At 59.1% G+C, this 13,205-nt stretch carries 14 protein-coding genes; 12 read left to right on the plus strand and 2 right to left on the minus strand.

The window, feature by feature from the left end; translation table 11 throughout:
- The first annotated feature begins 15 nt into the window (after positions 1 to 15).
- From nrdH to AC13RC_RS16485, 5 genes are all read left to right on the plus strand, one after another.
- Positions 16 to 237 carry a glutaredoxin-like protein NrdH gene (gene nrdH / locus AC13RC_RS16465; protein ID WP_488557816.1) on the plus strand — a complete coding sequence of 74 codons (222 nt, stop codon included), beginning with the start codon at positions 16 to 18 and terminating at the stop codon, positions 235 to 237.
- Between the two features lie 11 nt (positions 238 to 248).
- On the plus strand, positions 249 to 644 hold the full coding sequence (nrdI, locus tag AC13RC_RS16470; protein WP_488557817.1) for a class Ib ribonucleoside-diphosphate reductase assembly flavoprotein NrdI: 396 nt from the start codon (positions 249 to 251) through the stop codon (positions 642 to 644).
- Positions 645 to 736: 92 nt separating this feature from the next.
- Positions 737 to 2,842 carry a class 1b ribonucleoside-diphosphate reductase subunit alpha gene (gene nrdE / locus AC13RC_RS16475; protein WP_488557818.1) on the plus strand — a complete coding sequence of 702 codons (2,106 nt, stop codon included), beginning with the start codon at positions 737 to 739 and terminating at the stop codon, positions 2,840 to 2,842.
- A 20-nt stretch (positions 2,843 to 2,862) separates the two neighbouring features.
- Entirely contained in the window at positions 2,863 to 3,837 is a 975-nt protein-coding gene (gene nrdF, locus AC13RC_RS16480; RefSeq protein ID WP_488557819.1) for a class 1b ribonucleoside-diphosphate reductase subunit beta, read from the plus strand.
- A 196-nt stretch (positions 3,838 to 4,033) separates the two neighbouring features.
- Positions 4,034 to 4,858 (plus strand): glycerophosphodiester phosphodiesterase family protein, encoded by an 825-nt coding sequence (locus AC13RC_RS16485; protein WP_488557820.1) that lies wholly within the window; start codon positions 4,034 to 4,036, stop codon positions 4,856 to 4,858.
- A 110-nt stretch (positions 4,859 to 4,968) separates the two neighbouring features.
- On the opposite strand, the gene AC13RC_RS16490 is transcribed toward AC13RC_RS16485, so the two are convergent.
- Positions 4,969 to 5,247, minus strand: coding sequence for an HU family DNA-binding protein (locus AC13RC_RS16490; RefSeq protein ID WP_069609985.1), 279 nt, complete (start codon positions 5,245 to 5,247; stop codon positions 4,969 to 4,971).
- Positions 5,248 to 5,600: 353 nt separating this feature from the next.
- Between AC13RC_RS16490 and AC13RC_RS16495 the strand changes: the two genes are divergently transcribed.
- From AC13RC_RS16495 to AC13RC_RS16525, 7 genes are all read left to right on the plus strand, one after another.
- Positions 5,601 to 5,822 (plus strand): hypothetical protein, encoded by a 222-nt coding sequence (locus tag AC13RC_RS16495; protein WP_095437446.1) that lies wholly within the window; start codon positions 5,601 to 5,603, stop codon positions 5,820 to 5,822.
- Positions 5,823 to 5,988: 166 nt separating this feature from the next.
- Positions 5,989 to 6,987, plus strand: coding sequence for a Tim44 domain-containing protein (locus AC13RC_RS16500; RefSeq protein WP_145319782.1), 999 nt, complete (start codon positions 5,989 to 5,991; stop codon positions 6,985 to 6,987).
- A 193-nt stretch (positions 6,988 to 7,180) separates the two neighbouring features.
- A complete protein-coding gene (locus AC13RC_RS16505; RefSeq protein WP_488557821.1) occupies positions 7,181 to 8,005 on the plus strand; it encodes a class I fructose-bisphosphate aldolase in 825 nt (274 codons plus the stop codon).
- A gap of 21 nt (positions 8,006 to 8,026) precedes the next feature.
- Positions 8,027 to 9,184 carry a Gfo/Idh/MocA family protein gene (locus AC13RC_RS16510; protein WP_488557822.1) on the plus strand — a complete coding sequence of 386 codons (1,158 nt, stop codon included), beginning with the start codon at positions 8,027 to 8,029 and terminating at the stop codon, positions 9,182 to 9,184.
- On the plus strand, positions 9,181 to 9,852 hold the full coding sequence (locus AC13RC_RS16515; RefSeq protein ID WP_488557823.1) for a D-lyxose/D-mannose family sugar isomerase: 672 nt from the start codon (positions 9,181 to 9,183) through the stop codon (positions 9,850 to 9,852). The genes AC13RC_RS16510 and AC13RC_RS16515 overlap by 4 nt, the downstream gene beginning before the upstream one ends.
- Positions 9,852 to 10,910 (plus strand): carbohydrate kinase family protein, encoded by a 1,059-nt coding sequence (locus AC13RC_RS16520; RefSeq protein ID WP_488557824.1) that lies wholly within the window; start codon positions 9,852 to 9,854, stop codon positions 10,908 to 10,910. The genes AC13RC_RS16515 and AC13RC_RS16520 overlap by 1 nt, the downstream gene beginning before the upstream one ends.
- Before the next feature lie 101 nt (positions 10,911 to 11,011).
- Positions 11,012 to 12,022, plus strand: a complete 1,011-nt coding sequence (locus AC13RC_RS16525; RefSeq protein WP_488557825.1) for a zinc-dependent alcohol dehydrogenase family protein — start codon at positions 11,012 to 11,014, stop codon at positions 12,020 to 12,022.
- Between the two features lie 13 nt (positions 12,023 to 12,035).
- On the opposite strand, the gene AC13RC_RS16530 is transcribed toward AC13RC_RS16525, so the two are convergent.
- On the minus strand, positions 12,036 to 13,055 hold the full coding sequence (locus tag AC13RC_RS16530) for a LacI family DNA-binding transcriptional regulator (RefSeq protein ID WP_488557826.1): 1,020 nt from the start codon (positions 13,053 to 13,055) through the stop codon (positions 12,036 to 12,038).
- Between the last annotated feature and the right edge of the window lie 150 nt (positions 13,056 to 13,205).

Below are 13,205 nucleotides of genomic sequence, written 5' to 3' on the forward strand. Positions count from 1 at the left end.
ATACGAGGATATCTCATGAGCATCACCGTCTACAGCAAGCCCGCCTGCGTCCAGTGCACAGCAACGACCCGCGCGCTTGATCGCCAAGGCATCGACTACACCATCGTCGACGTATCGACCGATGCCGCTGCCTATGAACTGGTGCAGGGTCTGGGCTACCGCCAGGTTCCCGTCGTTGTTGCCGGTGAACAGCATTGGGCCGGCTTCCGTCCCGACATGATCAGCGCTCTCACTTAAGGATCCGGGCGGTGGGCGAAATCGTCTATTTCTCCAGCCGGTCGGAAAATACCCATCGCTTCGTTGTTAAGCTCGCATTGCCGGCTGCTCGTATCCCGCTTGCCGTGGGAGACGAGTTTCGTGCGGCCTCACCCTACGTCCTGATCGTTCCGACCTATTGCGGCGAAGGCGGCAAGGGGGCCTTGCCCAAGCAGGTGATCCGCTTCCTCAACGATGCGGGCAACCGTTCGAACATCCGCGGGGTCATCGCCGCGGGCAACAGCAACTTCGGTGCGACCTACGGGATCGCCGGCGACATCATCTCTGCCAAATGCCAGGTGCCGTATCTCTATCGGTTCGAACTTCTGGGCACGGATGAGGATGTCACCAATGTCAGACATGGATTGGAACGATTTTGGATACGCTAAGCTCTTCTTTGTCGCGGGACGCGGGCGAAAAGCCGCATAATACTTTTTCTCATCCCGCGAATGACCGGCAAGCCAAGGCCGCGGAAACCGCTTTGGACTATCACGCCCTGAACGCCATGTTGAACCTCTATGACGAGCACGGAAAGATCCAGCTCGATAAGGACCGCATGGCGGCCAAGCAGTACTTTCTCCAGCACGTCAACCAGAACACGGTCTTCTTCCATAACCTGAGGGAAAAGCTCGATTATCTGGTGACAGAAGGCTATTACGAGCAGGAGGTACTGGATCAATATTCCTTCAATTTCGTGCGCGATCTTTTCGATCACGCCTATGCCAAGAAGTTCCGCTTCCCGACCTTCCTCGGCGCGTTCAAATACTACACCAGCTATACGCTTAAAACCTTCGACGGAAAGCGCTATCTCGAGCGTTATGAAGACCGCATCTGCATGGTCGCGCTGACGCTGGCGCAGGGCAGTGAGCAGATTGCGCGCGATCTGGTCGACGAGATCATCTCAGGCCGGTTCCAACCGGCAACGCCGACCTTCCTCAATGCCGGCAAGAAGCAGCGCGGCGAACTGGTTTCGTGTTTCCTGCTGCGTGTCGAAGACAACATGGAATCGATTGGCCGCGCTATCAATTCCGCGCTGCAGCTGTCGAAACGCGGCGGTGGCGTCGCTCTGTCGCTCACCAATATCCGCGAGGCCGGCGCGCCGATTAAGCATATCGAGAACCAGTCGTCCGGCATCATTCCCGTCATGAAGCTGCTGGAAGACTCCTTCTCCTACGCCAACCAGCTTGGCGCGCGGCAGGGGGCCGGTGCCGTCTACCTGAATGCTCACCATCCCGACATTATGCGCTTTCTCGACACCAAGCGTGAAAATGCCGACGAGAAGATCCGCATTAAGACGCTATCGCTCGGCGTGGTCATTCCCGACATTACCTTCGAGCTCGCCAAGAATAACGAGGATATGTACCTCTTTTCACCCTATGACGTGGAGCGCGTCTATGGCGTGCCGTTTACCGAGATTTCGGTGACGGAGAAGTATCGCGAGATGGTCGCCGACAGCCGCATCCGCAAGAAGAAGATCAAGGCGCGCGAATTCTTCCAGGTGATCGCCGAGATCCAGTTCGAGAGCGGCTATCCCTACATCATGTTCGAGGATACGGTGAACCGCGCCAATCCGGTTGCCGGCCGCATCACTATGAGCAATCTCTGCTCGGAAATTCTGCAGGTCAGCGAAGCAAGCGAGTACAATGACGACCTCTCCTACAAGCATATGGGCAAGGACATCTCCTGCAATCTCGGTTCTCTGAATATTGCTGCCGCAATGGACAGCCCGGATTTCGGCAAGACGATCGAGATGTCGATCCGGGCGCTGACCGCCGTCTCCGACATGAGCCATATCTCCTCCGTACCCTCGATTGAAAAGGGTAATGACGAAAGCCATGCGATCGGCCTCGGCCAGATGAACCTGCACGGCTATCTCGCCCGCGAGCGCATTTTCTACGGTTCAGAAGAAGGCGTCGACTTCACCAACATCTATTTCTACACGGTCACCTACCACGCCATTCGCGCCTCGAACCTGCTCGCTGTCGAGCGCGGCCAGAGCTTTAAGGGCTTCGAGAATTCGAAATATGCTTCCGGCGAATATTTCGACAAATATACGAATCAGGAATGGAAGCCGGCGACCGAGCGCGTCGCGGAAATCTTCGAAACCGCCGGCATCGCCGTCCCGACGCAGGAAGATTGGCTCGCATTGAAGAAAGCCGTCATGGAAGGCGGGCTCTATAACCAGAACCTGCAGGCCGTGCCGCCGACCGGCTCGATTTCCTACATCAACCACTCGACCTCCTCGATCCATCCGATCGTCTCCAAGATCGAGATTCGCAAGGAAGGCAAGATCGGCCGTGTCTATTATCCGGCCGCCTTCATGACGAACGACAATCTCGACTATTACCAGGACGCCTACGAGATCGGGCCGGAAAAGATCATCGATACCTATGCCGCGGCCACTCAGCATGTCGACCAGGGCCTGTCGCTGACGCTGTTCTTCCGCGATACCGCAACCACGCGCGATATCAACAAGGCGCAGATCTATGCCTGGAAGAAGGGCATCAAGACCATTTACTACATCCGGCTTCGCCAGATGGCGCTCGAAGGCACGCAGGTTCAGGGCTGCGTTTCCTGCACGCTCTGAACCTTTGAGGGACGATGAAAATGAACATGCAATTCAAGCCGGCAAGCCGGGTTTGCGCCATCAACTGGAACCGCATCGAGGACGACAGGGATCTCGAAGTCTGGAACCGCCTGACCGGCAATTTCTGGCTGCCGGAAAAGGTGCCTTTGTCGAACGATATTCAATCCTGGGCGACGCTGAAGCCCGAGGAGCAGCAACTCACCATCCGCGTCTTCACCGGCCTGACGCTGCTCGACACGATCCAGAATGGTGTCGGCGCCGTCAAGCTGATGGCCGATGCCGTAACCCCGCATGAAGAAGCGGTGCTGTCGAACATCTCCTTCATGGAAGCCGTGCATGCACGCTCCTACTCGTCGATCTTTTCGACGCTCTGCCTGACACCTGACGTCGATGACGCCTATCGCTGGTCGGAGGAGAACGAGTTCCTGCAGAAGAAATCGACACTGATCATGGAGCAGTATGCCTCCGGCGATCCCTTGAAGAAGAAGGTTGCGAGCGTCTTCCTTGAAAGCTTCCTGTTTTATTCCGGCTTCTATCTGCCGATGTTCTGGTCGAGCCGTGCCAAGCTCACCAATACGGCCGACATGATCCGTCTCATCATCCGCGATGAGGCCGTGCATGGCTATTACATCGGCTACAAGTTCCAACGCGGGCTCGAGCGGCTTTCGGAAGAACGCAGGCAGGAGATCAAGGATTTCGCCTTCGATCTTCTGCTGGAGCTTTATGACAACGAAGCCAAGTACACCGAGGCGCTCTATGATGGCGTCGGCCTGACTGAGGACGTCAAGAAGTTCCTGCATTACAACGCTAACAAGGCGCTGATGAATCTTGGTTATGAGGCGCTCTTTCCGGCCGAAGCCTGCAAGGTCAATCCGGCCATCCTTTCGGCACTATCTCCGAATGCGGACGAAAACCACGACTTTTTCTCAGGCTCCGGCTCGTCCTATGTCATCGGCAAGGCCGTCGCCACCGAAGACGAGGACTGGAATTTCTAAGATTGCATCTTCCGCCGCCTGGATAATTTATCCATCATTTCCGATCGCAGCCATTAGGCTGCGATTGCCGTTCTAAGATGTCGGTGGCAGCCATCGGCATCGCGTTTTGCAGATCTGTCAAAATCCCATGATACGCCCGCTGAAGACGTGTGGTTCCGGGCGATTCGCGCGTATTCTCGCGAGATGAGGACCTATCATGGACTATGCCGACTATATCGCCGATCCCTCGCGCGATTGTGCGATCGTTGTTCATCGCGGGATCTGGCGCGCCGCGCCGGAAAACAGCCTGCTTGCGATCGAGCGGGCGATTTCAGCCGGCTACGATGTGGTCGAGATCGATGTGCGATGCAGCAGCGATGGCGAGTTCTTTCTTCTGCATGACGATACGCTCGAGCGAACGGCTGGCCTCGCCCGAGAGGCGGAGGAGTTGACGCTGCAGCAATTGTCGAACCTGAACCTGCGCGATCGTGATGGCGGCGAGGCGAACCGGATGACCGATGAAAAGCTGCCGAGCCTGAAGGACGTCTTCGATCTCACGCGCGGTCGCATTTTCCTGCATCTCGATGTCAAGCGCAGAGACATGATCCCCGGCGTGATCGCCTGCGCCCGGGCGATGGGCGTCGATCGGCAGGTCGACTTCTGGAGCGATCTGAAAACCTCGGACGATCTCGCCTGGATCCAGAGCAACGTGTCGCCGGAGATGGTACTTCTCATGGCGAAAACACGCCTCGGTTCTGCGGATGCCGAGAGCCAGCTTGATCTTCTCCGTCAGCTCAAGCCGCTGCTCTGTGAAATCTACTTCGACAGTCTTGACCAGCTCGCGGTCCGCAAGGCGCTTTTTGTGGATGCGGGTATGCGCCTGTGGGTCAATACCCTCGATTCCGTTTCCTGCGCGGGCTTCACGGATACTGCCGCCCTGCAGGATCCTGCTGCGATTTGGGGCAGACTTGTCGATGCCGGCGTCTCTGCCATCCAGACGGATGAGGCTGAGGCGCTGAGGACCTATCTCGATACGCGTTGACCAGCCCTTCGATGCGATCAGCAAGCGCGGTCGCCTTCGTTTGAAAACGCAAACGGCCGGCTCTAACAAATAGAGCCGGCCGTTGAACTGTGGGATCCTAACGATCCGGATTACTTGTTGAGCGCATCCTTCAGCGCCTTGGCCGGCGTGAAGGCGAGCTTCTTCGATGCTGCAACCTTGATGGTTGCGCCCGTTCCCGGGTTGCGTGCTTCGCGCGCCGGCGTATCCTTGACTTTGAACTTGCCAAAGCCCGGGATCGAGGTTTCGGCGCCGGATGTTGCGGCTCCGGTAATGGCTGCAAAGACGGCTTCGACAATCGCCTTGCTCTGGACTTTGGTAAGCTTGTGGTCTGCAGCAATCTTGTCTGCAATTTCATTGGTGGTGGTCATGAGGCTTCCCCCGCATTGATGACGGTGGAATCATTTCCATTGCCGATGTCCATTGTCACCTGGAGTCCGGGCCGGAAAGGCCTAGAATGCCCGTATTTCCACAGGTTCCGACGCATCGAGGCCATTTCGAACGCTTTCCGCAAGCGATTTTCCAATCAAGGCCTCTGTTAGGCCGGCCGATAGGAGAGCGGTCAGCGCTATCCGCAGACGCCTGCGAATCTGCGGAAAGAACCGGAATCAGAGCTCCGGCCCCCTTCACCATACGGATGCGAGCGGTAATGGAGTCATTGAAACTGGCCTTTTGCCCGGCAGGTCTATAGAGGCTTGGCTGTGATCAATAGGTGGAACGGACAATGGAACACGAGATCAAGATAGACAACCGCGGTGATTTCGGGCTTTGGGCCATCGAGGTCGCAAAGCAGATCATCAGCGATGAGGGCTTTGAATTGGCAAGAGCCGCACGGGACGGCACGGAGGATGATGTCCGCGCGGCCGGTAACGCACTTGGCCAGGCCATCACCAATGCGATGATGGAAGTCTATGACGGTTTGATCGAAGGAGCGGATGAAGATTAGGATCGTCTTCGAAGGGTGTGGCCAGTCATCCGCATGCTCGCGCGGCTGGCTTGCTCTGGATTGAAATCTGAAACTTGCACCAACTTAAAATCGCAGCCTTACAATCACGAACAGGCATCCCCATATAGGGGCGGATTAGTCTTTCTGCCCTATGACAGGAGAGCCAATGTTCAGTGCAGTACCGCGTTTTGCCAAGATCGCAGCCATCGTCGTCCTTGCCGCCGCGTCGTCTTTAGCGACCTTTGACGCTGCCGATGCACGCCGAGCTGGATCCAGCGGCTTCGGAAGCCGCGGAACGCGCACCTTTGATACCCCGGCCATAACGCGGACGGCACCTACGCAGGCTGCCCCGATCGACCGGTCGATGACGCAGCGGCCGCAGCAGCAAACGACGACGCAGCCGCCGCTCGGCGCGCCGCAGCGTCCAGGTCTTTTCGGCGGCTTCGGTGGGTCGATGATCGGTGGCCTGATCGCCGGCGGTCTTCTGGGCATGATGCTCGGTCACGGTTTCGGCGGCGGCATCGGCTTCCTCGGCATGCTGCTGCAGATCGGTCTGATCGTGTTGCTGATCAGTTTTGCCATGCGTTTCTTCGCAAACCGCCAGCGGACACAATATGCAGCACCGGGATCGGGCACGTCCTACAATATGAATCCGATGAACAACGCAGGTGTTTCCCCGCGCCCTTCCTTCTCCATCCCGTCTATCGGCGGTGGAGCGGCGGCCGCGCCGAAGGCGCGCCAAGCCAATGACGAGATCGGGTTGCAGCAGGCCGATCTCGATCGCTTCGAGCACCTTCTGACAGAAATCCAGTCGGCCTATGGTAAGGAAGACTATGCCACGCTGCGCCGGCTGACCACGCCGGAGGCGATGTCCTACCTCGCCGAAGAACTTGGGGAAAACGCGACCAGCGGCGTGCGCAACAGCGTTTCCGACGTCCGGCTGCTGCAAGGCGATATCGCCGAAGCGTGGCGCGAGGGCAATGCCGAATATGCGACGCTTGCCATGCGCTATTCGAGCATCGACGCGATGGTCGATCGCGCGACCGGGAAACTCGTCGACGGCGACGATCGCAACCCTTCGGAAACGACGGAACTCTGGACCTTCGTGCGCAAGCCGGGTTCGGACTGGACGCTTTCAGCGATCCAGGGAACGGAGCTGCACTGATCTGCGTGGCTTCCGCAGAGCCGCCTCGCGAGGGATCGCGGGCGGCTGGTCATATCCATAAACTGATTGTTCTCATCCTTTAAACCTGAAGACGTCGAGCCGGTGCCGAAGACGATGCGGCATCCGCCTTGACTCGCCAAATCTGTCCTCTAATGTGCTGATGTGGAAACGTTACCACATCGGGAGGATATAGATGAAATCCGCGCGGCTCAACCGCCTGTTCGGCGTGTCCGGAAATTGTTTCGACGTCGCCATAGACCATGGCATGTTCAATGAACGGACCTTTCTCGCCGGCATCGAGGATATGAGGACAGCGATCAAGGTGATTGCCGATGCCGCGCCCGATGCCATCCAGCTCCCGCCGGGCACTGCGCCTATTCTGCAGGCAATCCCTGGCAAACATCGCCCGGCTCTGGTGCTGCGGACCGATATCGCCAATATCTATGGCAATCCGCTGCCATCGGCGCTGTTTTCCGAAATGATCGACCGAGGCGTGGAGCAGGCCGTCGCACTCGATGCCGCCTGCGTCGTCGTCAATCTTTTGATGCTGCCGGACCAGCCGGAAGTTTATCGCGCCTGCGTGCGCAACGTGAACAGCCTGAAGCGCGAATGTGAGATTTACGGTATGCCCCTAATGGTCGAGCCGCTGGTCATGCAGGATAATTCCAAGGGCGCCTACATGGTCGATGGGGCGATCGACAAGATCCTGCCGCTGGTACGTCAGGCTGCCGAACTTGGCGCCGACATCATCAAGGCCGATCCCTGTGACGACGTGCGGGAATATCACCGCGTCATCGAGATCGCTCAGGGCTTGCCCGTACTGGTGCGTGGCGGCGGCCGCGTCTCGGATCAGGAAATCCTTTCACGTACGAAACAGCTGATGGGGCAGGGCGCCCGCGGTATCGTCTATGGCCGCAACGTCATCCAGCACGATAATCCGGCCGGCATGACGCGCGCCCTGATGGCGATCGTCCATGAGGAGGCTTCCGTCGAAGATGCCTCGCGGCATCTCGCCTGACGCATCCTGGGAGGAGGAAACATGAAGAAGGTATTCCGCTTCGGCGTCATCGGCTGCGGCCTGATGGGGCGTGAATTCGCCAGCGCCGCCGCACGCTGGCTGCATCTTGCTGACACGAGGGCACGGCCCGAAATCGTTGCCGTCTGCGACACCAATGCGGCGCTGCTCGACTGGTTCAAGGACAATGCGCCGTCGGTCCGGCAATTCACGGGCGATTATAAGGAGCTGCTCGCCAATCCGGATGTTGACGCGGTCTATTGCGCCGTGCCGCATGTGCTGCATAAACAGTTTTACGTCGATATCCTGAAGGCCGGAAAGCATCTGCTGGGCGAAAAGCCGTTCGGTATGGATGCGGTACAGAACCGCGAGATCATGGCGGTGCTTGCCGAGAACCCAAAGCTTCTGGTTCGCTGCTCGTCGGAAATGCCTTTCTTCCCTGGAGCGCAGAAGGTCATCGCGCTCGCCGAAAGCGGTGAGATGGGTGATATCCTCGAAGTCGAGGCTGGTTTCCTGCATTCTTCCGACATCGACAGGCAAAAGCCAATCAACTGGAAGCGCATGGCCGATATCAATGGCGAATACGGCTGTATGGGCGATCTCGGCATGCATGTGCTGCATGTACCGCTGCGGCTCGGTTGGCGTCCGCAGACACTGCACGCGCAGCTGGTCAAGAAGATCACCGAGCGCCCGGATGGCAAGGGCGGGATAGTGCCGTGTACGACCTGGGACAATGCGACGATCAGCACTCGCGTCAGTACGGGCGGTCAGGATTTTCCGATGGTTTTGAAGACCTGGCGTATTGCACCGGGTGAGGCCAATACCTGGTATATTCGCATCCTTGGCATGAAAAAGAGCGCCTTCTTCACCACCAAATCGCCGCGACAATGGCAGTGGATGGATTATACCGGCGGCGTGCAGGCCTGGAGTACCGAAGATTTGGGATACGGCTCGCTCTTCCCGGCGATAACAGGCAAGATCTTCGAATTCGGCTTCGCCGATGCCATCCAGCAAATGTGGGCTGCCTTCGTCGATGAATTGGCGGGCGGAAACGCCAACGGCTTTACCTGTGCCACGCCGGAAGAGGCGCAGGCGCATCACGCAGTGCTGACGGCGGCACTGAAATCCGGCCGTGAAAATATCGTCGTGCCGGTCGATTACGAAGGAGCGACTGTCCGATGAAGCGCTCGGAAATCAATGAAGCGCTGCGGCGCGCAAGCAAAATCGTAGACCATTGGCGCTGGTCGCTGCCAGAGTGGGGTTATTGGACCGCGGCGGACTTCGCTGCAAATCCGGAGGCGGCGCGCTATCTGCGTAGTCATCAGCTGGGGTGGGATGTCACTGATTTCGGCTCGAGCCGTTTTGCCGAATGCGGCCTCGTGCTCTTCTGCCTGCGCAACGGCATCGTCGGTGTCGAAGGCGACCGCACCTATGCCGAAAAGCTGCTTTTCGTTGAGGAAGGGCAGGTCACGCCGACCCATCGTCACCAGGCGAAGATGGAAGACATCATCAACAGGGCCGGCGGCGATCTCGTCGTTGAATTCGCTGCGACCGATGCCGAGGGCAATGTGCTGCAGGATGACGTGACCGTCCCGGTCGACGGCTTGCCGAAAAAACTTGCGGCCTGGGAGCCGTTGGTTCTTTCTCCTGGCCGGAGCGTGACGATCCCCACCGGGCTCTATCATCGCTTCTACGGCCGCAAAGGCGGCGGTCCGGTCTTCGCCGGCGAAGTCAGCCAGGTCAATGACGACAATAGCGACAATTACTTTCTGGAACCGATCGGGCGCTTCGCCGCGATCGAGGAGGACGAGCCGCCGCTCAGGCCTCTATGGAATGAGGCAGGTGGCTGATGCGGACCGGGGAGGAGGTTCGCGACGGCGAAAAGAAGGACAAGGGAGGTGTCGTCTGCGCGGGAAACTTCATCGTCGACCGTGTCCATACGCTGTCCTACTGGCCCGAGCAGGGTAATCTTGCTTATATTCAGCATCAGGATGTGGGCGTTGGCGGCGGGGCCGCCAATGTCGTCACCGATCTCGCCTCCCTCGGCTTTCCCGGGAAGCTTGCCGCCGCCGGCTGTATCGGCGCGGATATCGATGGCGGGATCGTCAAGGCGCGGCTTCAGAGCGCCGGTATCGATGCAAGCGGTCTGCGGGAGCTTCCCGACCGCGCAACAGCCCATACGCATGTCATGAACGTGCCGGGGCAGAACCGCACTTTCTTCTATCACGGCGGTGCCAATGATGCGGTGACGGACGCGCTCCTCTCGCCCGCGACCTTTGCCAACGCCGGTTACTGGCTGTTCTATCTCGGCTATCTGATGCTCCTGCCTGGTCTCGACATGCTCGATGCGGATGGCCGATCCGGAGCATCGCGCCTGCTAGAGGCCGCGCGCAATGCCGGCCTGATCACTTGCGTCGATTTCGTCTCCAGTGAGGATCCGGAATTCGCGGCAAAGGTTGGCGCGGCGCTGCCCTATTGCGATTATCTTGTCATCAATGAAATCGAAGCAGGGCGGGCAACCGGCGTGACCGTGCGAGACACGAAAGGGGAGTTGAACGACGCCGCACTGTTGGCGGCGGGTGAGCAGCTGTTGGCGCGGGGTGTCGCCAAGGGCGCAATCATTCACGCTCCGGAAATCTGTTTCTGGTTTGCACCGGGCGTGAAGCCAATTGTCTCACGCTCCCGGCCAGTCGATCCGGCTGAAATCGTCAGTACCGTCGGCGCTGGTGATGCTTTCTGCGCCGCTGTACTTTACGGTCTGCATGAGGACTGGCCCGTCGAGCGCATCTGCGCTGCTGCACATGCTGCCGCTGCGCGTTGCCTGAGAGGGGCAACCGCGACGGATGGCATTCCCCACATGGCGGCACTTCTGGAGGATATAAAGGAGATGCAGCTCGCCGATGTCTAGCGCACCGCTGAGGAGCGGCAACGCGCATCATTGAGTGCTATAGTGCCGATGGGAGCGGCGCGATAGCGAGCGAATAAAATTTTTACGCTTGGAGGAGGCGAATGAGGGCAGTCCGTTTGGAAGCAATCGGCGATATGACCATGCATATGGTCGAGAAGCCGAGCGCCGGTCCGGGAGAGATTGTCGTGCGGGTGCTGGCCGCCGGCATCTGCGGGTCAGACCGGCACATGTACAAGGGCGAATATCCGACGGCGATCCCCGTGACCTTGGGCCACGAGTTCTGCGGCCTCGTCGAGGAGGTGGGCGAGGGCGTTACCTCATTCGTGGGTGGTGAACTCGTAACCATAGACCCAAATATCGCTTGTGGCACATGCCCCGCCTGTCGGCGCGGGCGGCCAAATCTCTGCGCCAACCTCACGGCTATCGGTGTAACGCGCGATGGCGGCTTTGCCGAATATGTCGCGCTTCCCTGCGGACAGGCGTTCATACTGCCTCCGGATCTCGATCCCGTTCATGGCGCCTTCTGCGAGCCGCTGGCCTGCTGCATCCATGCCATCGACAAGGCACAAATCCGTCCGGGCGACAGCGTCGCCATATTGGGCGGTGGTGTCATTGGCTTGCTCATGGTCCAACTGGCGCGCCTCGCAGGCGCTGACCAGATCATCCTGATCACGAGGCAGCTGTCACGGCGGGAAGCAGCTTTGCGCCTGGGTGCAACACAGGCCCTCGATCCGACGGCGACCGATGCCGTTGCTGCCGTGCGGGATGCGACCGGCGGCGGTGTGGATGTCGTCATAGAATGCGCCGGCGTGCCCGAGACGCTCCAGACCGGCGTCCGGATGGTGCGGCGCGGCGGTGCCTTTGTGCTGTTCGGCGTGACGCCTGCGGGCCTCCAAGTGCCCGTTCTGCCGTTCGATCTGCTCGTCAATGAAGTCGAGATCAGGCCAGCCTATCTCAATCCATTCACCCACGCTCGCGCCGCTGCCATGGTGGCAAGTGGGATTCTGGAGCTGGATTCGCTTGTTACGAAGACGATTGGCCTTGAGGATGTTGCAAGCGTGGTCGGCAGCGCTCCGTTGGCCGGCGAAATCAAGGTCATCGTCCGGCCCTGAGCGCTGCTTGCATTCATGTGCGAACGAAGTCGGTGGAGTCGCGCCGGATCAAGGTGACAGGCACTTTGATGAGGCTGTCCATTCGCGGCTCGCCATCGACCTGGTCTTCACCGATCAGGGCCTCCAGTCGCCGGACCGCCTGCTCGCCGACGCCGCGGATCGGTTGGCCGATGGTCGTCAGCCGCGGAAAGACATAGGCCGCCTCCGGCAGATCGTCGAAACCGATCACCGAATAGTCGCGAGGCACGGAAAAGCCGTGATCTTGAACGGCGTGGATTGCGGCAATCGCCGAAATATCCGTCGTGCCGATGATAGCAGTCAGTTCGGGCCGAGATGCCAGCAACTCCCTTGCGAGCGGATAGGTCGCCGCGAAGCTGTGCTCCTCGGCCATGGCTATTGCGGCGGGAGCCATGCCGTTTCCAGCCATTTCAGCCGTGATGCCGAGAAGGCGAAGCTGGACAGGCTGGCTATGGGCGGGAGCGCCGACAATGCCGATTGCGCGATGACCGAGTTCGATCAGGTGACGGGCCATCAATCGTCCGCCTTCCTCGTGATCGGCCATGACGGCCTCGCCGGCTATTCCGGGAAGCTCGCGGTCGATGGCGACGATCGGGATATGGGCCTCACTCAACGCCTCGAAATGCTCCGTGCTGCCGAAGGCGCTCGCAACGATGACGCCGTCGACGCGCTGAGACAGCAGCATGGAAATATAGCGCGCCTCGTGATCCATGTTTTCGGCGGTGCTGCAGATCAACGTCTGATAGCCGCGCCGGAACAATTCCTGCTCGATGGCGTGAGCAAGGATGCCAAAGAAGGGTACGTCGATGGAAGGCAGCATAAGGCCGATCATGCGGCTCGGCGCGCCGCGAAGCATCCTCGCACCCTTGCTTGGCGTGTAATTGAGCGTGCGAATGGCTGCTTCCACGCGCTCTCGGAGTTCCGGAGAGGCATAGCCACTGTTGTTCAGCACGCGCGAGACCGACGAGACGGACGTTCCCGCAAGTTTGGCGATATGTCTGATGCTGGTCGTCACTTGCGCGCATTTCTTTGGCTTGCGGTCGAATGGTCGGGAGCAAGACTGTCGGAGTGCAGGCCAACTCGCCCTCGGACTTAATCACCGCCAGTATGCCGCATCAAGCGCCATCCATGCGGTCTTAATATCTGGCTATGCCAAATCTTTCTA

The sequence above is a fragment of the Martinezella sp. CNPSo 3890 genome, assembly GCF_057784455.1.